Raw genomic sequence first — 22,120 nt, 5'->3', positions numbered from 1 at the left:
CTGCATCTCAAAGGCACCGTTTGCCGAAGCGGAGAAACACTCATCAGCAATCGGTGTCCCTCAGCCAGGGCACGTCCAGATTATGACGACTGCTGACGGATCGACCCATATAGGGAAAATTACGGTCATCAGCGTCTCTTCGGTGGAGTTCGAAACCGCCTACGGCACTCTGACCATTCCGCTGGAATCCATACAGCGCATTCAGGAAGTCCCCGGAGATTCCGTTCGCAGCGGGAAGTACTGGTTCCCCAATCCGAACAGGACGAGGCTCTATTTTGCTCCCACAGGCCATATGATAAAAAAGGGCGACGGGTATTTTGGCGTGTACGAGGTCTTTCTTCCGGCATTCAATTACGGCGTGAGCGACCGTGTATCGCTCGGCGGGGGAATGTCTGTCATGCCCTCCGGGAGCCTGAAAAAACAGGTCTTCTATTTTACCCCGAAGGTCAGATTGCACCAGTCTGAATTGTTTAATATTGCCGCCGGGGCGCTCGTGATGAAATTTCCCGATATGGATAACGAAAATGTGCCGCTCATCAGCGTTCTTTATGGCGTTGGCACGTATGGAACTCCGAACCACAGTATAACACTCGGCTTCGGTTATGGGCTCGAGGGCGGGAAATTCACGGATAAACCCCTCGTGGTGCTCGGCGGGGAGCAACGGCTTTCGCGACGGACATCCTTCGTCACCGAAAACTGGATATGTCCGGGTATCGATAACGTCCTCATCTCATACGGTATCCGGTTTTTCGGCGAGGAAATCAGCGTAGACCTTGCCTTTCTCAATACCACCGGCAAAGACATGCTCTTCCCCGGTATTCCCTATGTGGATTTCGTGTATAATTTTTGATATCTGTTTGCTGCGCCTGTCGAATAATCCCTCCGCATTTATGTTCCCATTCCCGCTGAGCTTGTAACAATAAAAAAGGGGCGGAAATGGTTCCCGCCCCTCGTATGATATGTTCTATTCCGTTACTTTTTGACAATTTCGATGAGCTCGATTTCGAAAATGAGCAGGGAATTGGGAGGTATGACCTGGTTGCCCCGTGCTCCGTAACCGAGCTGCGGCGGAAGGTAGATTTTATACTTAGCGCCGGTTTTCATGAGTTTCAGGGCTTCGGTCCAGCCGGGAATCACGCTGTTGAGCGGGAATTCGGCAGGCTCGTTGCGTTTGTATGAGCTGTCGAACTCGGTCCCGTCCTCGAGATAACCGGTATAATGCACTTTGACCGTGTCGGTATCCTTCGGTTTCGGTCCGGTACCCTCGGTAATGACCTCGTACTGGAGACTGTCGGGCAGGGTGGTAATGCCGGGCTTGGCCGCGTTCTGAGCGAGGAAGGCGCTTGCCTTGGCCTGATTCGCCGCAAGTTCGTCATTCCGTGAGGCTTCCATTTTTGCCCGCATGTCGGTCTGGAATTTATCCAGCACAGCCTGCATTTCTTCTTCGGTAAGCGCCATCTTCTGATCGGTCATGACATCGCTTATGGCGCGGGCGAGAATATCCGTGTTGATTTCGATTTTGTTCTGTTTGAAGTTGGTACCGATCTGGGTCCCGATACTGTAGCTGATCTTGTCGATATCAGTGGTCAGGGTGATCGGGCCTCCGGCCTTTTTATCGCTTTTCACGCATGCCGCCATCAGGAGGGATACGATTACAAGCATAAAGAGGGTGGTTTTCAACGGCTGCGCTGTGTGCATGATAGCTCCTTTAAGTGAGTTGACCGGGCCACTTTTTCATAAATTGTAGGATTTATGAAGGTTATGTGGTATGAAAAAGCAGTTGTTGTCGGCAATCGTGAAAAAAATTCCATTGAAGATCATAATATACACTATAAGCAAGGATTATGCGTACATATTTTTTCATACCACGAAATCCTGCAGCATGAAAAACACAGAAATGAAGATAATTCATGTTGAAATCCGAAAAGAAAACATTATTATTGTGTATCTGTATCGTTACGGCATTCCCGGAGAAATCCGCCGCCTGTATGCATGACAATCATACCGCAATTTCACCTTATTTCAGGAGCATGAGGCATGGACAGCGGGAACAGACTCCTCTCACAGCAGAACCGTCTCGTATCGCTCGATGCGTTTCGCGGATTCACCATGATTCTCCTCGTTTCGGAAGGTTTCGGCATACCATTCCTGACCGACAGTCCCTCGTTTGGATTTATTGCCCGTCAGTTTACTCATCATCCCTGGCATGGCATGTATTTCTGGGACCTTATCCAGCCCTTTTTCATGTTCATCGTCGGTGTGGCCATGCCGTTCTCGTTCGCGAAACGCCGGGAGCACGGCGAGACATGGAACCGGTCGCTGCTCCATGTCTTACGGCGGTCGCTGACCCTCCTGTTACTCGGTGTGATGCTCCACTGCTATTACAGCGGGAAACTCGTGTGGGAACTGTGGAATGTCCTGACCCAGCTTTCGGTCACCTATCTGGTGGCGTTCCTGTTCATGCGTAAACCCATCAGAACGCAGATTATCATCTCGTTCGCCATCCTCGTGTTCAACTATCTTGCCTACCGTTTTATCCCCGTTCCCGGTGTAACCGATCCCTGGCTGAAGGATCACAACCTCGGCTCGTTCATGGACATGGTACTCATGGGCAAAATCAATCGCGGCGGCGGCTGGGTCACCATCAATTTCATCGGCTCGACCGCTCACACCATGTGGGGCGTCGTTGCCGGCACAGTGCTCAAAAGCAGCCGCCCGGAGATGCGGAAGGTCAAGGCGCTGGCTGTCGCCGGAGTGATCGGGGTTCTGCTCGGTCTTGCGGTCGATCCCCTGACCCCCATTGTCAAACGTATCTGCACGAGCTCGTTCATCATCGAGAGCGGCGGCTGGTCGCTCCTTGCGCTCGCCCTGTTCTACTGGCTCGTGGATGTGAAAGGATACAAAAAATGGACATGGTTCATGGTGGTCGTCGGCATGAACCCGATATTCATGTACATGTTTGCCAATTTCTTCGGTGACTGGACAAGGGATTTCATCAATATCTTCACATCGCCGTTTCTCGTCCCGCTCGGCGTTGCCGGAAAGATTATCCTCCAGAACCTCGGCCTTCTCGTGTTCTGGTACCTGGCATACTGGCTCTATAAGAATAAGATCGTGATAAGGATATGACGGGGGGATATCTGAACCGCTGATTACACTGATAAGATCAAAAATAATCTTGAAAAATGAATGGATTGATAGTTTCTGACATTCTGGGTATAAAACAGCGGCTAAAGAAACATAAAGAGGGAAAAATTTGAGATAATTACGTATCGAGAATTATCCTGACGGCTTTTTCCAGTATCGGAACTTTATTTTGAATGACATCCCAGATGATTTCTTTATCCACGCCGAAATATTCATGAATGAGAATATCGCGGAGGCCGGCAATTCGTTTCCACGGGATTTCAGGATATTCAATGCGGACTGATTCAGGTATGTTTTTTACTGCTTCGCCGATTATTTCAAGATTTCGGACAACAGCATCACACGTTTTCCTATCCGAGAAAAAACCGGCATACGTCATCCCCTCGGTATCGTCCAGTATATTTTGAGAGGCTTTGATAATATCTTCGAGGAATACTTTATAATCCCTTGGCATAAACAGTTTCTTCAAGAATTTTTTTGCGAAGAGCCGGTTTGATGGCATCGCTTAAAACAAGATCGACCGGCCGGTTGAACAGTCCTTCGAGAAACTCCTTGGTGTCCATGTAATCGTCAAACGTTTTTTTCCCCAATTCGACTATAAAATCGAGATCACTGTCGCTGTCGGTTTCGCCGCGTGCACCCGAACCGAATATTCCCAGTTTCATGACCCCGAACCGTTTGAGTGTTTCACGGTGTTTCTCGATTTCCCGTAAAATGTCCGCCTGTGTCAGCATGTGAAATCCCCATTTTAAATGTAATGTTTTAATAAATAATCATGTTCCATAAAAAATGTCAAGAAGTAATACGGCCCATACCTGTGTAAAAACGTTCAAAAAATGAATTGACCATTTGTATTGAATTGGTAAAAAAATAACAGAAGGAAGAAATAGTACTGAAAGAACAAAAATGTGTATGCTCTTATTTCAGCAAGGTTACTGTTTGATAGTATTTATTACTCATATGAATCTTTTTCCCGTCCCCGAAGTCTAAGCTCTCAGATGCCATAAATCGTCTGCCTGTTGTTTCTCCTTGGAAAAAAACCATTTTTTTGTTACTTTATTAGTTTAGGATATTTTATGTATACAACGAAAGGCGGATCGATGTCTATGACCCGTATGGAACGGGCGCGGAAAGGCGAGACTCCCGACGAGTTCGTCCGGATTGCCCATGACGAGCACACGACCCCCGACTGTATCCGTGATGGTGTCGCTGCGGGCGAGATCACCCTGTGCACGAGTGCGGTCAGAAAGGTGAATCCCCTCGCCATAGGCGCCGGGCTCAGAATCAAGGTAAACGCCAACATCGGGACATCCTCCGATGCCTCCTCGATCGAGGAGGAAGTGGAAAAGGCTCTCTGCGCTGTCGAGTATGGCGCCGATACGATCATGGACCTGTCCACAGGCGGGGATATTGCCGGAACGCGGCGGAGGATTCTCGAAACCGTCCGGGTTCCCGTGGGGACTGTGCCGATTTACGAGGCCGGGGTCTGGGCAGCCCATAACCGCAAGGGCATGGTGCATATGACCGCGGACGATTTCTTCGGCATCATCGAGGATCAGCTCGCCCAGGGTGTCGATTTTATCACCGTTCACTGCGGAGTCACCCGCGCCGTTGTCGAGCGCATTCGTGAGCAGGGACGGCTGACCGATGTGGTATCCCGCGGCGGGGCATTTCTCGTCGAGTGGATGCTCTATAACGAAAAGGAAAACCCCCTCTACGCCGAATACGACCGTCTGCTCGACATAACCGGCCGGTACGATGCCGTGCTGTCCCTCGGAGACGGGCTCAGGCCGGGTTGTCTTGCCGATGCCACCGACCGTTCGCAGATCAGCGAGCTCATCGTGCTCGGCGAACTCGTCGACCGTGCCCGACACGCCGGAGTACTCGCCATGGTCGAGGGTCCCGGACATGTCCCGCTCGATCAGGTGGAAACCAACATTAAGATCATGAAAAACCTGTGCCGCAACGCTCCCTTTTATGTTCTCGGCCCGCTCGTGACCGATGTTGCGCCGGGGTACGACCATATCACCGCCGCAATCGGCGGAGCGCTCGCAGGTATGTACGGCGCCGATTTTCTCTGCTATGTGACACCGTCGGAGCATCTCTGTCTCCCGAAAAAGGAGGATGTCAAACAGGGTGTCATCGCCTCACGGATCGCCGCCCATGCAGCCGATATTGCCCGGGGATATCCGGGAGCACGCGACTGGGACGACCGTATGAGCGAGGCCCGCAAGAACCTCGACTGGGAGCATATGTACGAGCTGAGTGTCGATCCCGGTCATGCCCGGAGCATCCGGTCCTCGAACCCGCCTCATGACGAGCATCTCTGCACCATGTGCGGCGAATTCTGCGCAATGCGTAAAATCGGCGATGTTCTCGGAGTTACAAGGAAGAATTGACGGAGATGACCCAGCCAGCAACACCGCCCAGAGCCGCCCTCGTCACCCTCGGATGTCCCATGAACCAGGTCGATTCCGAATGTATCATGGGAGGCCTTGTCTCACGGGGATTCGAGATCGTTCCCGAAGAAGAGGCCGAGGTCATCGTGGTCAACACCTGCGGATTCATCGGCGACGCCCGCGAGGAATCGATCGACGCCATCCTGTCCGTCGCCGGATACAAGCATACCGGCAACCTCCGCGCCCTCGTCGTGGCAGGCTGTCTTGCCGAGAGGCACCGTGACGAGCTCGAACGTGAGCTCACCGAGGCTGATGCCATCGTCGGGCTGGCAGACCGTGACCGGATTCCCGCGCTCTGTCTCGAGCTTCTCGGCCGTGGTGAACAGGGTGAATCGGTCTACTCACGCGTGGTGACCGGCCCGCCGTACACCGCTTATCTCAAAATTTCCGAAGGGTGCGACAACCGCTGTTCGTACTGCACCATACCCCTCATACGAGGTCCTTACAGGAGCGTTCCCGAAGACGATATAATCCGCGATGCGGAGGAGCTCGTGTCCCTCGGAACCCGCGAGCTGATCCTGATCGGGCAGGACACCACACGATACGGTTCCGACCTCGGCGGAAAAACGCTGCCCGGTTTACTCCGCCGCCTTTCGGATATCGAAGGCGCCGACTGGATACGGCTCATGTACACCCATCCGGCTCATTTCACCGATGAATTGATCGACGCCGTGAACGGTTTACCGAAGGTGCTCCCCTATATCGACATACCCGTTCAGCATATTTCCGGACGGGTGCTCGAACGCATGGGAAGGCGGACCGACCCTGCCCACATCCGTGCACTCCTCGGAAAAATAAGGGGGCGCATCGATGGAGTTGTGCTGAGAACCTCGCTCATCGTGGGATTTCCCGGCGAGACCGGCGAGGATTTCGGCGAGCTTCTCGATTTTGTGCGTGAAAGCCGTTTCGAGCGTCTCGGCGCGTTCGTGTATTCCCCCGAGGAGGGAACCGGAGCAGCGCTGATGGATGACCGTGTCACCGAAGAAATCGCCGCGGAACGGTATGAAATCCTCATGGAAGCTCAGTCGATGGTATCGGGGCAGTTTCATGAATCCCTCGCCGGGCATGAATTCGATATGATCGTTGACAGCGTTGACCCCGAAACCGGTGCGGCGGAAGGCCGGACGTACATGGACGCTCCCGATGTCGACTGTACCGTCACGGTTGACAGCGGAGTCCCCGAAGATTGTGTTTTCTGCCGTGTGCGGATTACCGGGTCGGGGCCGTATGACCTTGCCGGTGAGGTGGTAAAGGATTAAGCAGGGGTAATTCATGAATTACCCCTACAATGTTACATCGGCAAGATACGAAATCCCGATCTGTGTGAGTCCGTATTCCATTGAATCGTGCAAACAGATCGGGTTAAAACGATATAAGGCTTATTCATGAAATCGATACATGACATATTCACCCGGACCCATGCCGCGCTCGCCCCGCTCGCCGGTGTAACCGACTCCGTGTACCGGCGCATCTGCGCCAAATACGGTGCACGGCCGGTCATGACCGAGATGATATCCTCCGATGGATACGTTCGCAGCAAGCCGGGGGACAAGACCGCGCGGTTTCTCAGATTCCATGAATCCGAACGTCCCGTCGGATTCCAGTTTTTCGGCGCCGATCCGTCATATATGGCCGAGGCGGTTCGACGGGCTCAGGAGCTCGGGCCTGATTTTATCGATATAAACGCCGGATGTCCGGTGAAAAAAGTGATCGCCCGGGGCGCAGGCTCCGCTCTGATGCGGAATCCCGATCTTCTCCGCGCCGTCGTCGGGGCGGTAACCGCGGTTTCGCGTGTCCCCGTAACGGTGAAGATACGGTCGGGCTGGGATAACGGAAGCATCAACGCGGTGGAAGTTGCGCAGGTCTGCGAGGACGCCGGAGCACAGGGAATTATCGTGCATCCGAGGACCCGAAGCCAGGGATTTGGCGGCGATGCTGACTGGGGAGTCATCAGGGCCGTGAAGGAAAAGGTCTCCGTCCCCGTGATCGGTTCCGGGGATATCAGGACACCGGCCGATGCCCTGCGCATGCTCGGGGAAACGGGCGCCGATTCGGTCATGATCGGAAGGGCTGCGCTCGGGAATCCATGGATTTTCCGCGATGTCGCCGCGGTGCTTGGTGGCGGTGAAGCAGCCGGTATTCCGGATATCGCGGAACGGCTCACCGTGGCGCTCCGTCAGCTCGATGTGCTCTCGGAAGAAGTGAGCGAGCGGTTCGCCGTTCTCAACATGCGGAAATTTTTCGGGTGGTACTCGCGGGGGGTTCATGACGGCGCGCGGTTCCGTCAGGAGGTTTTCCGCGCCGGAACAGCGGACGAGGTCAGGCGGACTGTCGCGGCATTTCTTGAATCACTGGAGAAAATGGTAACAATCGATCACACACATACCGAAGTGGTGGAATCATGAAACAGAGCGAGATACAATCGATCCTGGAGCAGCTCCATTCCGGCGGATTAACCGTCGAAGAAGCGGAGAAGCTCATCGAGTCACATTATTTCGGCGACCTGGGCTTCGCCAATGTCGATCATCACCGGAGCAGGCGGCAGGGTTTCCCTGAAGTCATTTTCGGTCAGAACAAAACCACCGATCAGATCGTCCGTATCGCAGAGGAAATCGTGAAGCACGAGAGCGTCGTCCTTGCCACAAGATTATCCGGGCAAGCGCTCGATGCCCTTGACGCGCGGTTTCCCGGGGAATACCGGAACGACCTCGCCCGTACCTTCGTGGTCGGAATGCCCGAACCGGCCCACGAATCGACGCATGGCACCATACTCGTGATTTCGGCAGGCACATCCGACCTCCCCGTGGCCGAGGAAGCGGTCGTTACAGCCCGCGCCATGAAAAATGATGTAAAATCTCTCTATGATGTCGGCGTAGCGGGTATTCATCGCCTGCTCGCGCGGCGTAATATCATCATGTCGGCGTCCTGCATCGTTGTGGTCGCCGGTATGGAAGGCGCGCTGGCGAGCGTTGTCGGCGGGCTTGTGGATATACCGGTTGTCGCCTGTCCGACCAGTGTCGGGTACGGCGCCTCCTTTAACGGCCTCGCTGCGCTCCTCACCATGCTCAACTCGTGCGCTTCGGGAGTTACAGTGGTCAATATCGACAACGGCTTCGGGGCGGGATATGCCGCAAGCCTCATCAACCGGACGGGACTGTCCGGTAAACGTACTTGATCCGGGGGTTAAATGAAAACTGCTTATTTTGACTGCATGTTCGGGATTTCGGGAGATATGATTCTGGGAGCGCTTGTTGCGGGCGGCATGCCGCTCGATGTGCTCACGGCGGAACTGGAAAAATTGGGTGTCGGCGGTTTCGAGCTGAAACAGGAACAGGTGATGCGCGCCGGTATCGCGGCTGTCCATGTGGATGTCATCACCGGTCATCAGCACGAACACCGTCACCTTTCACATATAAGGAATATCATCGAATCGAGCACTCTTTCGAGCGGAATCAAGGAACGGGCGGTCAGTATATTTACCCGTCTCGCCGAAGCCGAAGCGAAGGTGCATGACACGACCCCCGAGAAAATCCATTTTCACGAGGTCGGCGCGCTCGATGCAATCGTCGATGTCGTGGGAGCCTGCATCGGTCTCGACTATTTCGGCGTTGGCACGGTTGTTTCGACTCCGCTCAGTTTCGGCACGGGCACGGTTACCTGCGCGCACGGTGTCATGCCGGTTCCCGTCCCGGCTGTCGTGGAGCTGACAAAGGGTATCCCCGTGGTTCGTACCGACCGTACAGGCGAGCTGACAACTCCCACCGGGGCGGCAATTATAACGACGCTTGCATCCTCGTACGGCGCGCTCGACAACTTTGTGGCTGAAACGGCCGGATACGGCGCGGGGACGAGGGAGAGCCAGGCATTTCCGAACGTGCTCAGGATATCCATCGGCAGCGTTACCCATTCCGCAAACGAAGACCATTCAGTTCTGATCGAAACCAACATCGATAACATGAATCCCGAGATTTTCGGGTATCTTACCGAAAAACTGCTTGCCGCGGGTGCCAAAGATGTGTATATGTGTTCTATATTCATGAAAAAAGGGCGTCCCGGGACACTGCTCAGTATTCTCACGGACGATTCCCTCAAAGACACCATGGTCTCGATGCTTTTTTCCGAAACGACTACCCTCGGCGTCCGGATCAGCAGGGTCATGAGAAAGGTTCTCGACCGCAAGGCCGGAACAGTCCAGACCGAATTCGGCCCCGTGCGGGTAAAAACAGCATATATCGGCGGCTCGGAACGGTGCGCTCCGGAATATGACGACTGCGCACGCATCGCCCGTGAAAGAAACATTCCGCTCATGACCGTCTATGACATCATACGGAAGTGTACACCTTCCTGATCGTAAAAAGGAGCATGCCAGCGAACGACAGCTATTGACAGGTAGAGTTTACACACACCACATGTATACGGTGCAGTGATACTGCCGGCAGAAATTCTTTGTCTGCTGTATTTTTCCGAATGCCGGAAGCTCGCTGCCGATAGCTGAACGATTCACCGGAGGAGTCTGTTATGAATATGTTGTTTGGAGCGGTACTTGCCTGGCTCATGCTCCCGCTGTCAACCCCCGCTCAGGAAAAAGGAATATCACCCGCTCACGATTCGCCGGAGCAGCAGTCGTCCGTCTTGTACATCGCCCAAAACAGGGAAAACACAAAGGAAAAGGATGATACTGCCCCGAAAGAGGAAGAAAAGGCCGGTGAGCTGCCGTTCCCGCTTCCAAAAAATATCATCACACCGGAAAAACCCATAAAGGGCGCCCCGGATGGTATCGTACGGGAAAAAAAGCCTGTCGGGACCACTCCTCAGCAGAAGGAGCCGGGAAAAGAGGAGGAATCACAGGAAGCAGAAACAACTCCCGTACTGGCTCCGGCCGATTCCGGTAAAACGGCCGAATCCCCGGCAAAAACTCCCGGAACACGAAGAACGGCCGTTCAGACCAGAAAATCCGAACTTGTCAGGGAGGAGCTGTCGATTTACAATGTTCCCATAGCCAATCTCCGGACTATGAAAACCATCATTGACGATGATTTTAACCTGCGGGGTATCGTTTACGGCGAGGAAAAAGGATTCATCCGTCAGCTCGAGGCCGATAATGACGGCAATTTCAAGGAAATATGGAAAAGCCCCCCGCTCACTGCGCCTGTTCGCGGTATTTTCGTGGATGATATCGACAGCGACGGCGAGCCCGAAATTGTGGCTTATACCACGCAGGGCAATATCTTCATTTACGGATACAGGAACCATGATCTCAAGTACAGAACGCCCGAGCAGACCTACCTCGGGATAAGCTGCATGATCGTGGCAAATATCGATGACGATCCCCAGAAAGAGATACTCTTCATCGCCAATAAACCCGGTCTCCCCGGCAAGCTCGTACAGTTCGATCCCAAATCCCAGTTCGAGGAATGGACCTCAACGCAGGTTTACACGGCGACCGATATGGTTATCGGCAATGTGGACACCGATCCGGAAGTTGAAATCATTCTCAATTCCGGTACGATTCTGAGCTCGAAGTTCAAGAATGTCAAATGGGAAAGCGACATACCGCTCGGCGACCGCCTCTACCTTATCGATGTCGACAGCGACGGCATCCTCGAGCTTGTCACCGAATATGAGCAGTCGTATATCCGTATCATCGATGTCGATGAACGCCGCGAGAAATGGTGATAATCCCGCTCCCGCATTGTGTGAATACTATTGTCTTGTCCTGAAGTTTTTCAAAAAAGCCAAAGGTCGATGATGAACGGGGAAATGTGAGGACTGGTATGATGAAAAAAGTTCTGTGCATGGTCGCATTTCTCGGTATCACGGTATCCGGTCTTTTTGCCGCCGAACATTATGTATCTCCTTCAGGCACAGCGACATGGAGTCAATCGGCAAACATCATGACTCCCTGCGCGCTGGACACGGCGAATGCTTATGTGCAGGCCGGCGACACGGTGTATTTGAGAGCCGGAGTCTATGAAAGTCATATTGCCCCGGTCCGATCGGGAAAATCGGATACGGAGAGAATAACATATGCCTGTTTCGATAATGAGCAGGTGACGGTCGAGGGCACTCGATATGCAATTCATATCGTTGGCGGGTCGTTCATTTCGGTGCAGGGAATCAACTTTCATGACTGCCAGCAGTTCCTCATCATTGAGAACGGCCATCACAATGACATCAGCCGCTGTACATTCGACAAAAACAAGCTCGAAACAACCTGGATGGGTTCATGGGTTCATGACAACTCCACGTTCAACAGGATACACGACTGCACCTTCTCACGGTTCGGCTGGGTCAGCGATGACGACGACAAGGGCGCTGTTCTCGATATCGGATACGATTCGAGCACGACCGATGACACGAGCTTCAACGTTGTCGAGAACAATGTGTTCTTTTACGGCGGTCACCATATTCTCCATATCTGCGGGAGGAACAATGTGGTCAGAAAGAACTATCTGCACAATGAGGAATGGATGAAATGCGCCAGAGTGGGCGGTTGTGGAAACCGCAATGCGATGACAATCGGCGCCATGGCCGAGCGTAACCTGTTTGAAGACAATCGTTTCGCCTTTGCGGGTCTGCCTCCTGACGACAATGGCGCAAATGGCCTTGTGCTGCGGTCTCCGCGCAATATCGTGAGAAGAAACATGTGCTATGCAAACGGAGCCGCGGGAATAGCCTTTGCCAGCATGACGGTCAGCAATCCCACCGACAACCACGTGTACTCCAACACGATCTATCATAACGGCTACAACGGCGAAATCGACCATTTCTGGACAGGGGGAATAGCGTTCGGAAACTGGGGCAACGGCCCCATGCCGGGAAACATCATCGTGAACAACATCCTCCATGCAAACCTGGACGGCAAATCGATAACCGGCTATGGTGACGCCGGGCCGCAGAATATTTTCAACAACTGGAAAGACGAGGGCGATCCCGGCTTCATGGATGGTACGATCCCGTCTGACACGGGGAACCCGGCTCTTCCCGATTTCAGGCTGAAGCCCGGAAGCCCGTGCGTCGACAGGGGCGTTTTTCTGGCGAACATTACCGATGCTTCGGCCACGGGCACTTCGTTCACGGTGAATGACGCCGGCTTTTTCTACGACGGCTGGGGAATTCCCGGAGAGGCGGGAGACACTATTCAGCTCGAAGGTCAGGCTACGACCGCAGTCATAAAGGCTGTCGATTACAGTCTGAACCGCATCACGGTTGACAGACCGGTGTCATGGACTCAGGGCCAGGGTGTGAGTCTTCCCTACTCGGGTGCTTCGCCCGATCTGGGGGCGTATGAGTATCAGGGAAAATGACCTGCCCCGAAGTGAACTCCGGGGTATCACCTGTTATTCACTCACCCCTGTCGCTTTGAGACATCCCCTCTCCCGCACGCGAAAGAGGGGAATTGGGGCGTGAGGGTTGAAAACGGATGGAAATGCATGAACAGACCGGGCTGAGAGCCACTCCATACAGGAAGACCAGTGATCGACAAGCCTTTTCTTGAAAAATACCGTGTGCGGCTCTATCCCGAGGAGGTGCTCTGTCTGATCTTTTTCGGGCTTCTGCTCGTGCTGTCGTTCAGGTACGGAACCCGGATCAAAGGCCCGACAATAATGGTTCGCGCGATGATCAACGCATTTCTGATCGTCATCGGGCTTGCCGTTCTCTCGCGTAAATCAGGAATAACGATTGTAAAGATCATCCGTAACTGGGCGCCCATTATCATTGTTCTTCTGGCGTACGAGAACCTTGGCAATCTCGTTCATTTTGTGAATCCTCATGACGCCGATCCTGTGATGAAACGGATAGACGAATTCATATTCGGCGGCGTCAATCCCACGCTCTGGCTCGAAGGCCATATCCACCCGTGGCTCAGCGAGATCATGCACATAGCCTATGTGAATTATTATCCGTTTCTCCCCATAATCGGCTTCGTACTCTATATTTCCAGGGATTTTCACCGGTTCCGCAATGTCATGGTGAGCGTCACCTTCGGATTTTACCTCGGGTATATCGGATATATTCTCCTGCCGACTGTCGGCCCGCGGTATTATATGGCCGATCTGTTCACTCTGAGCGTCAAGGGCACCACCATGATGTCCGACAAGGTTTACGAAATGCTCAATGCCCTCGAATCGACACGCCGCGACTGTTTCCCCTCCCTTCATACCGCAATCTCCGTCATTGTGACAGTCTATGCGTACCGGTACCGCCGCTGGCTTTTCTGGTTCATGGCGCCGGTGTGCACGGGGATCGTGTGCGCAACGATTTACCTGCGCTACCACTATGTTATCGATGTCATTGCGGGACTTGCGCATGCGGCTTTCTGCGTATGGCTCGGCCCCCGTGTCAACGCCCTCTGGTACCGGTATGTGACCGGAGATCACGTGGCTGCGGACTATCCGGAAACCCTCGATCTTTTCGATAAAGGCAAAACCGTGCTCGCGAAGATCACAGGAAGATTCGGGAAGCGGTAACACCGGGTACTGTTATTGATGTACGCTGCCGGAAATCCCCGAACCGTGTTTGACCCGCCACCATGAAATCCCGTGGACAGCATCATGAAGTTTTTTCAAAGTTTGTGCATCGGGGAGATTATCAGGGAGCTCTTTTCCGGGAAGCGGGTAGAATTTCTGATCGTTTTCCGCATCGAATATAAAGCCCGATGAGATGATCAATCCTTTGCTTATGCCATAAAAACTGTCCGCCGGAGCGAGAAGATCGTTCCCGAGCGAATAATAGGGGAAACTTTCCGGCGCGGCGAGCTCGATAAGGGTAGCTCCGATATCGAGATGGCTTCCCGCCGGGTTCGACGGAAATGGAATGCCCCTGAGAACATCCTTCCCGTACAGGACAAAGGGTACCGATGACCGTTCATACATATCGGGCCTGGCGTTTATGAATCTCCGGGAACTGTGGTCGCCGGTGATTGCGAACAGCGGATCGGTCAGCCGTGTTTCCATGGTATGGACGAACGTGCCGAGCTCCCGGTCCTCATACCAGAGGTGGCCGAGAAGATTCAGGCTCACCGTGTTTCCCCAGTATGGTTTCATGTCTTCCGGAACAGTCCGCAGGGGAAAGCCTTTCCCGTATACATCGACGCTGAAGGGAGGATGGTATGTGGTGTTCAGGACAAGGTTGAAGCTCGGGATATTGTCCGGAACGTTGTTTTCGATAAAACCGAACAGGTGCTCGTCATCGACACCCCATTGATTGGTGTATATCCAGCCTGCCATGCTCGGGGCGCCGTATATCTCCTCGAAACCCTGCGCCCTGCAGAAATCGTCTATCCTCTGCCATCGCAGATAACCGCTGTAGAACAGCCGTGTTCTGTAACCGAGGCGCCGGAATGTATCCGCAAGCGATGAGGAGAAAACCTCCTGGGCCGACTTCTGGTAGTTCACATATACCCCCGCATCGGCAAGCCCGGTAATGATCGCCGCCATGGAGGTCATGGTACCGTCCGATGCCGGAAGGAACCATTTCCAGTAGAAACCCTCCTGCGCGAGAGCCCTGAGATTCGTTGTCAGCCCGAGCGACGAATATTTATCCATGAGAGGCCACGAGTCATAGCTTTCTTCGATGATGAGAAATATATGACGGGGCTTCTGTCCCCTGGGCCCTTTTGCGTGTTTCAGGAAATAGCTGTCGAGATTGTCGCGCGATTCAGAGGTCGAAAACACGAACCGGGCCGCCTGTGCCACATCTCCGTCGGGAAGAAAAACCTGAAGGCCTTTCGCGCCCACGAGGAGATTGTATTCCTTGAATGCGGTATAGAGGGTCATGTATGAGTTCATAACCATTTTGTTGAGAAATGCGTCCGTGGTGACTCCGGCATCGCTCCGTTTGGGCGGGTGACGGCCAAAAGAACCGGTGCTGACATAAAAGAAAGCGACAATAATCACAGTCGCCCATATTTTCCGTCGCCGCGTGGAAAACACGGTCAGAAAAAAATCATCCCGGACAAACGATCTCCTCAGCAGGTATCTCAGGGCGAACTGTCCGGCGAATATGATTATTGCCATGACGATGAGGTTCGGCACAAGATGGTATTCTTCCTCAATCGTCGAAAAAATCGCCCGCCTGTCATCATACTGAAGATTGAACAGAAAACCGTTGAATACATCGTGATATTCCCTGAAATAGCCATATCCCACGACGGCTAAAATCGTGGTGAGTGTTACTAGTACGATGCCGGTAATGATACGGACGCGGTCACAGGCCTTGTTAATGTCCACAAATCCGCAGACAACGCTCATCATGAACGGAATGGCGGTGAAATAGCTTGCTTCCATGCCGTCATACCGCAGGCCGATAAGCACTGTCATCGCAATATCGGATACTCCGCTCGTACTGCTTATTTCATCTCTGAGAAGGATAATGAAAATTGCCCTGGTTATCTGGAAAAACAATACACAGAATATCCAGAAAGTCATATCCTTTCGGAACTGGGCGAAAAATCGATTCCAGCTTTTCATCTGATCCTTTGTAGACAGCATGGTACAATGTGGACAATTATGATCGGAGGAACAACAGGTAATGTGCGGTATGAATATAATTAAAATTGAACCGGTATATATACAGATATTGAGGCTTGTATAAAAGTTACTCTATGGAAAAAAACATCACAATGAGAAGTTCAGAAAAACCGGGAAATTGCTGGCAGTGTCACAATTCCTTGACCCTCGCTGCGTATAGTGTTATTTTATATTGTTATTCTGTTTTTTTCGACCAGTCATGATATCTTTACACCGGGAGGTTATTACTGCAGGACATGGCCGGACAAAAAGCCCACGGGTTCTCGTTCGAGGTGCTCAGGACCTGTCCCGAAACGGGGGCACGCGCCGGAATTCTGCGGACACCCCATTCGGAGATCGAAACCCCAGTCTTTATGCCGGTCGGCACGCAAGCCACGGTAAAGACCATGTCCCAGCAGGAGCTCGAGGCTTTCGACACCCGTATCATCCTGGGAAACACCTATCATCTCTATCTTCGTCCGGGCCCGAAGCTTGTCCGCGAAGCGGGCGGGCTTCACTCGTTCATGGGATGGAACGGCTCGATTCTGACCGATTCGGGCGGTTTTCAGGTGTTCAGCCTCAGCGATTTGAGGAAGATTACCGAGGAAGGCGTCTTTTTCCGTTCTCATATTGACGGTTCAAGGCATCTTTTTTCGCCTGAAAGCGTCATTGAGATAGAGCACGATCTCGGCGCGGACATTATCATGGTGCTCGACGAGTGCATACCGTACCCTTCAACACTCGAGTATGCCTCACGGTCGTGCGATATGACCGGGAAGTGGGCGGCCCGGTGCCGGGATGCCCATGAGAAGCTCGATGACGGCAGCAGCATTCTGTTTGCCATCTGTCAGGGCAGCGTTTATCCCGGGCTGCGGGAAAATTTCGCCCGGCGGCTCGTTGAGATGGACTTTACGGGTTATGCGATCGGAGGACTTGCGGTCGGCGAGCCCAAAAAGAGCATGTTAGAGATGATCGGAATCACAACAGGTGTGCTGCCGGAGGATAAACCGCGTTATCTCATGGGAGTTGGATTCCCGGACGATATCGTCGAGGCGGTTTCGCGGGGGGTCGATATGTTCGACTGCGTCATGCCCACCCGTAACGCCCGCAACGGCACGGTATTCACCCGGGACGGGAAACTCGTGCTCAAGAACGCCGGAACATCCCGTGATTTCTTCCCGATCGACGCCGACTGCGGATGCCCGGCCTGCCGCAACTATACACGGGCCTATCTGCGGCACCTGTTCCATGCGGGCGAAATACTCGGCCCCCGGCTGGCGACCATGCACAGTATATACTTTTACCTCGAGGTCATGCGCGAAATGAGAGCAGCCATCCTCGATAACAGATTTCCACAGTGGCGGGAAATGTTTCTCCGCCGTTACAGACAAAAGGATAAAACCGATGAATTTTGATCTCATCAGTACAGCTTATGCACAGTCGGGACCACTCGGAAAAGGAGGAGCACCCATATGGCCGATGCTTCTCGCACTTTTCGCGGTGTTTTATTTTTTCATGATTCGGCCGCAGCAGAAAAAACAGAAGGAAACCCAGAACATGCTCAGCCAGCTCGGCAAAGGCGATAAAATCGTCACTATCGGCGGCATTGTGGGAACCATTGTCAATATCAAGAAAAAAGAGGATGAAAAGGAAAGCGAGGACATCATCGTTCTCAAAACCTCCGATACGACAAAAATAGAGATGGTGCGGTCGAGTATCGCCCGGGTGATTTCCAGGCAGAACGAGGCGGTGAGCAAGTCATGAGCGATGGTAACGACAAGGTTCGTATCTACGGCGACCCCGTACTCAGGAAAAGCACCGAGCCGGTAACCGTGTTCGATTCCGACCTCAGGGATTTCGTGGAGCATATGGCCGATATGATGTTCGGAAATAACGGTGTCGGGCTTGCTGCCCCGCAGGTGGGGGTATCCCGGAAAGTGATCGTAATCGACCTGTCGTTCGGCGAGAAGGTTGACGACTATCTTGCCCTGATCAATCCCGAGATTGTCGGGAAAGAAGGCGAATGCACCATGGAGGAGGGCTGCCTGTCGGTTCCCGGAATATGGGAAGAAGTGGTGCGGCCCGAAAAAATCAGGGTACGGTTTCTCGATGCGGACGGCGCCGAACACCTGGTCGATGCGGACGGTCTCCTCGCCCGCGTTATCCAGCACGAGGCCGATCATCTTGAGGGCATCCTGTTTGTGGACAGAATCAGCACGGTCAAGCGGACGCTGCTGTCGAAAACGCTCAAGACCATGGCCGAGGATGGTATAAAGGCTTGAAACGGATCGTTTTTCTGGGAACCGCCGAATTCGGTATTCCTTCGCTCCGGGCGCTTCACGAGCACCATCGGGTCGCGGGAGTGGTCACACAGTGCGATACGCCGAAAGGAAGAGGCTGCCGTCTCCAGCCATCGCCGGTAAAAATCGCCGCGCTCGACATGGGTCTCGATGTCATCGGTGTTGAAAACCTCCGTGACCCGGTATTTATCGAGCGGCTGAAGGACTATGGCGCCGACCTCTTTTTTGTGGTGGCGTTCCAAATACTTCCACGCGAGGTGTTCACAATCCCGCCGGACGGCACGATCAATCTTCACGGCTCACTTCTTCCCGACTACCGCGGCGCTGCGCCGATAAACCGGGCGATTATCAACGGCGACAGAGAGACGGGTCTCACGACCTTCTACATAGAAGAAACGATCGATACGGGAGATATCATCCTCAACGAGCCGGTTGCCATAGACCCCGACGAAACGGCGGGAGAGCTCTCGGCACGGATGTCAGAGCTGGGCGCCGGACTTACGCTGAGAACGCTCGAAATGATCGAGAAACGCGGTGCGCCGGGACTGAAACAGCCCATGAAAGGTGGACGTCCCGCTCCGAAGCTGTTCAAGGAGGACGGCCGTATAGACTGGTCGGGGGATGCCCGGAGCATCCACAACCAGGTACGAGGTATGAATCCGACGCCGGGAGCGTACACCGAATGGCGGCGCGGTCCCCTGAAGATTCACCGCACAAAGGTTGTCGACGAGGACACACCGGGAACACCCGGAATGATTACCGAGGCATCGCCTCAGAACGGATTTGTCGTTTCATGCGGGAAAGGGAAGCTCCGGATTCTGGAGCTTCAGCCGCCCGGGAAAAAAGTGATGGACGGCCCCAGTTTTGTACGAGGGTACAGAATTGCAACGGGGCATGTCCTCTCTGATAACAAATGATAACAAACGGAGGTGACATACTATGCCTTTTTTCTTTTTCGATCCCACACTGATCATTGCTATCCCCGGTCTCATTTTTACGCTCTGGGCGCAGGCAAAGGTCAAATCGACCTACAGCAAGTACAGCAAGGTTCGCGCACGGTCGGGAGTGACAGGCGCGCAGGTGGCGCGGTCGATTCTCGACAGCAGCAGGCTTTCCGGAGTGGCTGTCGAGCCGATACGCGGCGAGCTGACCGATCATTATGATCCGAAGGCGGGGGTTCTCCGTCTCTCGGAGGGTGTGTACAATTCTCAGAGCATCGCGGCGCTCGGCATCGCCGCCCACGAGTCCGGTCATGCGCTCCAGCATGCGTCCAACTACTCGGCGCTCGTGCTCAGAACCGCTGTGGCGCCGGCGGCGGCCACCGGTTCGCAGCTCGGGATTATTCTTTTCATGATCGGCATGTTCATTCCCATGTTTACCCATTCATCGATGACATGGCTCCTTGATGCCGGAATCATCCTGTTCAGCATTGCGGTGCTTTTTACCCTCATCACGCTCCCCGTCGAATTCAACGCGTCGCGGAGGGCGCTTGCGGTGCTTGAAAAAGGCGGATACCTGACCGTGGAAGAGCTGCCTCATGCAAAAAAGGTGCTCGATGCGGCTGCATGGACGTATGTTGCCGCGGCTGCGACCGCCGTTCTTACCCTCATCAGGCTTCTTATCATCAGGGGGGCCAGCAGGGACTGAGAAATACACTCTTCATTTTCTTTCCATGCATGAATTGTTCATGATCCTTCGGATTCCGTTCACGGGAAAAAGGGGATGAGGAAGATATGTCTGTTTTAAAATCGTAATCCGGGATTTTTTTATGTGCGGTATTTTTGCGTATGTGGGTCATGGTTTTACCGTTGAGCTGCTCGTCGAGGGGATTCGGAGGCTTGAATACCGGGGGTATGATTCCTGGGGAATCGCTCTCGGCGCGGAAGACAGTATCCACATACACCGCGAAATCGGAAAAATCACCGAAATCCGACCCGAACATGTTCCCGACATCCCTTGGCGCGGCGGCATAGCACACACACGGTGGGCTACCCATGGTGTCCCCAGCGAAGTCAATGCCCACCCTCACAGTGACGAAGCCGGGCTTCATGCTCTCGTCCATAACGGCATTGTCGAAAACTACCTGCCGCTCAAGGAGACGCTCCGGAAAAAAGGGCGCCAGTTCGTGAGCGAGACCGACTCTGAGGTTATCGTTCATCTCGTCGCGCAATTACGGGCCGAAGGACTGGAACTCCGTCAGGCATTCCTCGAAGCGCTCGCGCGAATCGAAGGTACGTACGGGATTGCGCTCATTTCCCGTGAAGCGCCGGGAACCGTGTTCCTTGCACGGAATGGAAGCCCGCTCGTGATAGGCCGCGGGGACGGCTTCATGGTTGCGGCAAGCGACGCCGCGGCAATCGTACCGTACACGAGGGATGTGATGTACCTCGATGACGGCGACTGCGCGGTGCTGGAGGCGGAATCATTCGAGACCTTCCGGCTCGACGAGACACCGACGGTCAAGGCGGTCGAGCGGCTGACCATCGATATTGCCTCTATAGAATCGGGCGGATACCTGCATTTCATGGAAAAAGAGATTCATGAACAGCCCCGGACCATTGTCGATGCCATGAGGGGCCGTATCGACCTGAGCAGGGGATCGGTCAAGCTGGGGGGAATCGACGAATCGATTCTGGCGAGGGCAAAACGGCTCAAGATAATCGCCTGCGGAACGAGCTGGCATGCCGGGCTTGTCGGGAAATACCTGTTCGAGAACCTTGCCGGGCTGCCGACCGAGGTCTGTTACGCCGCCGAGTTCCGTTATGCAAACCCGGCTGTCGAACCTGATACCCTCGTCATGGCAATCAGCCAGTCCGGCGAAACGGCCGACACTCTCGCCGGAATCCGTGAGGCAAAACGGCTGGGCGCTCCGGTCATGGGTATTGTGAACGTTGTGGGGAGTTCGATCGCCCGTGAATGCGGTCAGGGTGTCTTCCTCCATGCCGGGCCGGAAATCGGTGTCGCCTCGACTAAGGCGTTCACGAGCCAGGTCGTTGTCCTGAGCCTTCTCGCTGTTCAGGCAAGCAGGATGCGCGGGATGTCGCTGCGGGACGGCCTCATATATCTGAACGAGCTCCGCGCCCTGAGCGGACATGTTGAAGAAGCGCTCAGGCTGGATGGGAAAATACGCTCCATTGCCGGGGAATATGCCGGGTATGCGAATGTGCTGTATGTTGGCCGCCTCTATGAATATCCTCTCGCTCTCGAAGGAGCGCTTAAGCTCAAGGAAATCTCGTATATTCATGCGGAAGGGATTCCCGCCGCGGAACTGAAGCACGGCCCCATCGCGCTTGTGGACACCAACATGCCCGTGGTGGTCCTGGCGGCGCAGAGCAAAGTTCTCGACAAAATGATCTCCAACGTGAACGAGATACGTGCCCGGGGCGGAAGAATCATCGCGGTTGTCCGTGAAGGCGATAAGGGTTTCGACACGCTCGCGGAGCATGTCATCACCATACCGGCGACACTCGATCCCCTTGTTCCGGTAATCGGCGTCATACCCCTGCAATTGTTTGCCTATCATGTGGCTGTTGCGCGCGGGTGCGATGTCGACCGTCCCCGGAACCTGGCAAAAAGCGTCACCGTGGAGTGAAATTCGCCCCAGATACGGTTACTCTTCATTCGGATGGCGGCAAAATCTTGCGTGCTGTCTGATTTTTTTTATATTGTAGCTGGTAGCTGCATGCGCACATGTTAATGCCGA

20 protein-coding genes are annotated in these 22,120 nt (G+C 53.9%); 16 read left to right on the top strand and 4 right to left on the bottom strand.

Translation table 11 applies throughout. The features are described 5' to 3' along the window. The first annotated feature begins 82 nt into the window (after nt 1-82). Nucleotides 83-850 (top strand): hypothetical protein, encoded by a 768-nt coding sequence (locus tag LLG96_20265; protein MCE5252544.1) that lies wholly within the window; start codon nt 83-85, stop codon nt 848-850. 122 nt (nt 851-972) lie between these two features. Here the strand turns inward: LLG96_20265 and LLG96_20260 are convergent, their stop codons facing one another. Next, nucleotides 973-1,698 carry an FKBP-type peptidyl-prolyl cis-trans isomerase gene (locus tag LLG96_20260; protein ID MCE5252543.1) on the bottom strand — a complete coding sequence of 242 codons (726 nt, stop codon included), beginning with the start codon at nt 1,696-1,698 and terminating at the stop codon, nt 973-975. 339 nt (nt 1,699-2,037) lie between these two features. Here LLG96_20260 and LLG96_20255 point away from each other — a divergent pair, with 339 nt between their 5' ends. Then, nucleotides 2,038-3,129 carry a DUF5009 domain-containing protein gene (locus tag LLG96_20255; protein ID MCE5252542.1) on the top strand — a complete coding sequence of 364 codons (1,092 nt, stop codon included), beginning with the start codon at nt 2,038-2,040 and terminating at the stop codon, nt 3,127-3,129. A 136-nt stretch (nt 3,130-3,265) separates the two neighbouring features. Here the strand turns inward: LLG96_20255 and LLG96_20250 are convergent, their stop codons facing one another. After that, entirely contained in the window at nt 3,266-3,601 is a 336-nt protein-coding gene (locus LLG96_20250; GenBank protein MCE5252541.1) for a DUF86 domain-containing protein, read from the bottom strand. Continuing rightward, nucleotides 3,585-3,881 (bottom strand): nucleotidyltransferase family protein, encoded by a 297-nt coding sequence (locus tag LLG96_20245; GenBank protein MCE5252540.1) that lies wholly within the window; start codon nt 3,879-3,881, stop codon nt 3,585-3,587. The genes LLG96_20250 and LLG96_20245 overlap by 17 nt, the downstream gene beginning before the upstream one ends. A gap of 372 nt (nt 3,882-4,253) precedes the next feature. Between LLG96_20245 and thiC the strand changes: the two genes are divergently transcribed. From thiC to LLG96_20205, 8 genes are all read left to right on the top strand, one after another. Next, nucleotides 4,254-5,546 (top strand): phosphomethylpyrimidine synthase ThiC, encoded by a 1,293-nt coding sequence (thiC, locus tag LLG96_20240; protein MCE5252539.1) that lies wholly within the window; start codon nt 4,254-4,256, stop codon nt 5,544-5,546. Between the two features lie 5 nt (nt 5,547-5,551). Further along, nucleotides 5,552-6,865, top strand: a complete 1,314-nt coding sequence (gene rimO / locus LLG96_20235) for a 30S ribosomal protein S12 methylthiotransferase RimO (GenBank protein ID MCE5252538.1) — start codon at nt 5,552-5,554, stop codon at nt 6,863-6,865. A 126-nt stretch (nt 6,866-6,991) separates the two neighbouring features. Beyond that, on the top strand, nt 6,992-8,011 hold the full coding sequence (gene dusB, locus LLG96_20230) for a tRNA dihydrouridine synthase DusB (GenBank protein ID MCE5252537.1): 1,020 nt from the start codon (nt 6,992-6,994) through the stop codon (nt 8,009-8,011). After that, nucleotides 8,008-8,781 (top strand): nickel pincer cofactor biosynthesis protein LarB, encoded by a 774-nt coding sequence (gene larB, locus LLG96_20225; protein MCE5252536.1) that lies wholly within the window; start codon nt 8,008-8,010, stop codon nt 8,779-8,781. The genes dusB and larB overlap by 4 nt, the downstream gene beginning before the upstream one ends. Nucleotides 8,782-8,793: 12 nt before the next feature. Next, on the top strand, nt 8,794-9,954 hold the full coding sequence (gene larC, locus LLG96_20220; GenBank protein ID MCE5252535.1) for a nickel pincer cofactor biosynthesis protein LarC: 1,161 nt from the start codon (nt 8,794-8,796) through the stop codon (nt 9,952-9,954). 170 nt (nt 9,955-10,124) lie between these two features. Continuing rightward, complete coding sequence (locus LLG96_20215; GenBank protein MCE5252534.1) at nt 10,125-11,282, top strand: hypothetical protein; 1,158 nt, start codon at nt 10,125-10,127, stop codon at nt 11,280-11,282. Nucleotides 11,283-11,380: 98 nt separating this feature from the next. Continuing rightward, the gene (locus LLG96_20210) at nt 11,381-12,913 is read left to right on the top strand and encodes a hypothetical protein (protein ID MCE5252533.1); all 1,533 of its coding nucleotides are present in this window, start codon (nt 11,381-11,383) and stop codon (nt 12,911-12,913) included. A 168-nt stretch (nt 12,914-13,081) separates the two neighbouring features. Then, entirely contained in the window at nt 13,082-14,077 is a 996-nt protein-coding gene (locus LLG96_20205; GenBank protein ID MCE5252532.1) for a phosphatase PAP2 family protein, read from the top strand. Between the two features lie 12 nt (nt 14,078-14,089). Here LLG96_20205 and LLG96_20200 read toward each other — a convergent pair whose 3' ends face one another. Beyond that, nucleotides 14,090-16,078 carry an LTA synthase family protein gene (locus LLG96_20200; protein MCE5252531.1) on the bottom strand — a complete coding sequence of 663 codons (1,989 nt, stop codon included), beginning with the start codon at nt 16,076-16,078 and terminating at the stop codon, nt 14,090-14,092. 296 nt (nt 16,079-16,374) lie between these two features. Here LLG96_20200 and tgt point away from each other — a divergent pair, with 296 nt between their 5' ends. The 6 genes from tgt (at nt 16,375) to glmS (ending at nt 22,009) form a co-directional block, all read left to right on the top strand. Further along, the gene (gene tgt, locus LLG96_20195) at nt 16,375-17,532 is read left to right on the top strand and encodes a tRNA guanosine(34) transglycosylase Tgt (GenBank protein MCE5252530.1); all 1,158 of its coding nucleotides are present in this window, start codon (nt 16,375-16,377) and stop codon (nt 17,530-17,532) included. 64 nt (nt 17,533-17,596) lie between these two features. Next, nucleotides 17,597-17,881, top strand: coding sequence for a preprotein translocase subunit YajC (gene yajC / locus LLG96_20190; GenBank protein MCE5252529.1), 285 nt, complete (start codon nt 17,597-17,599; stop codon nt 17,879-17,881). Then, nucleotides 17,878-18,399 carry a peptide deformylase gene (gene def / locus LLG96_20185; GenBank protein MCE5252528.1) on the top strand — a complete coding sequence of 174 codons (522 nt, stop codon included), beginning with the start codon at nt 17,878-17,880 and terminating at the stop codon, nt 18,397-18,399. Before yajC ends, def begins: the two co-directional genes overlap by 4 nt. Continuing rightward, nucleotides 18,396-19,334: a methionyl-tRNA formyltransferase gene (gene fmt, locus LLG96_20180; protein ID MCE5252527.1), complete on the top strand. Its 939-nt coding sequence runs from the start codon at nt 18,396-18,398 to the stop codon at nt 19,332-19,334. Before def ends, fmt begins: the two co-directional genes overlap by 4 nt. 22 nt (nt 19,335-19,356) lie before the next feature. Further along, entirely contained in the window at nt 19,357-20,064 is a 708-nt protein-coding gene (locus tag LLG96_20175) for a zinc metallopeptidase (GenBank protein ID MCE5252526.1), read from the top strand. A gap of 121 nt (nt 20,065-20,185) precedes the next feature. Further along, entirely contained in the window at nt 20,186-22,009 is a 1,824-nt protein-coding gene (glmS, locus tag LLG96_20170; protein MCE5252525.1) for a glutamine--fructose-6-phosphate transaminase (isomerizing), read from the top strand. Nucleotides 22,010-22,120 lie beyond the last annotated feature (111 nt).

Source organism: bacterium, assembly GCA_021372535.1.
GTDB lineage: Bacteria > Latescibacterota > Latescibacteria > Latescibacterales > Latescibacteraceae > JAFGMP01.
This window is presented reverse-complemented; position numbering and strand designations above follow the sequence as displayed.

What these genes read in the sequence shown, in the direction of transcription:
- LLG96_20265 (MCE5252544.1), top strand. Translation starts at nt 83, where the DNA reads ATGACGACTGCTGACGGATCGACCCATATAGGGAAAATTACGGTCATC.
- LLG96_20260 (MCE5252543.1), bottom strand. Translation starts at nt 1,698, where the DNA reads ATGCACACAGCGCAGCCGTTGAAAACCACCCTCTTTATGCTTGTAATC.
- LLG96_20255 (MCE5252542.1), top strand. Translation starts at nt 2,038, where the DNA reads ATGGACAGCGGGAACAGACTCCTCTCACAGCAGAACCGTCTCGTATCG.
- LLG96_20250 (MCE5252541.1), bottom strand. Translation starts at nt 3,601, where the DNA reads ATGCCAAGGGATTATAAAGTATTCCTCGAAGATATTATCAAAGCCTCT.
- LLG96_20245 (MCE5252540.1), bottom strand. Translation starts at nt 3,881, where the DNA reads ATGCTGACACAGGCGGACATTTTACGGGAAATCGAGAAACACCGTGAA.
- thiC (MCE5252539.1), top strand. Translation starts at nt 4,254, where the DNA reads ATGACCCGTATGGAACGGGCGCGGAAAGGCGAGACTCCCGACGAGTTC.
- rimO (MCE5252538.1), top strand. Translation starts at nt 5,552, where the DNA reads ATGACCCAGCCAGCAACACCGCCCAGAGCCGCCCTCGTCACCCTCGGA.
- dusB (MCE5252537.1), top strand. Translation starts at nt 6,992, where the DNA reads ATGAAATCGATACATGACATATTCACCCGGACCCATGCCGCGCTCGCC.
- larB (MCE5252536.1), top strand. Translation starts at nt 8,008, where the DNA reads ATGAAACAGAGCGAGATACAATCGATCCTGGAGCAGCTCCATTCCGGC.
- larC (MCE5252535.1), top strand. Translation starts at nt 8,794, where the DNA reads ATGAAAACTGCTTATTTTGACTGCATGTTCGGGATTTCGGGAGATATG.
- LLG96_20215 (MCE5252534.1), top strand. Translation starts at nt 10,125, where the DNA reads ATGAATATGTTGTTTGGAGCGGTACTTGCCTGGCTCATGCTCCCGCTG.
- LLG96_20210 (MCE5252533.1), top strand. Translation starts at nt 11,381, where the DNA reads ATGATGAAAAAAGTTCTGTGCATGGTCGCATTTCTCGGTATCACGGTA.
- LLG96_20200 (MCE5252531.1), bottom strand. Translation starts at nt 16,078, where the DNA reads ATGAAAAGCTGGAATCGATTTTTCGCCCAGTTCCGAAAGGATATGACT.
- tgt (MCE5252530.1), top strand. Translation starts at nt 16,375, where the DNA reads ATGGCCGGACAAAAAGCCCACGGGTTCTCGTTCGAGGTGCTCAGGACC.
- yajC (MCE5252529.1), top strand. Translation starts at nt 17,597, where the DNA reads ATGCTTCTCGCACTTTTCGCGGTGTTTTATTTTTTCATGATTCGGCCG.
- def (MCE5252528.1), top strand. Translation starts at nt 17,878, where the DNA reads ATGAGCGATGGTAACGACAAGGTTCGTATCTACGGCGACCCCGTACTC.
- LLG96_20175 (MCE5252526.1), top strand. Translation starts at nt 19,357, where the DNA reads ATGCCTTTTTTCTTTTTCGATCCCACACTGATCATTGCTATCCCCGGT.
- glmS (MCE5252525.1), top strand. Translation starts at nt 20,186, where the DNA reads ATGTGCGGTATTTTTGCGTATGTGGGTCATGGTTTTACCGTTGAGCTG.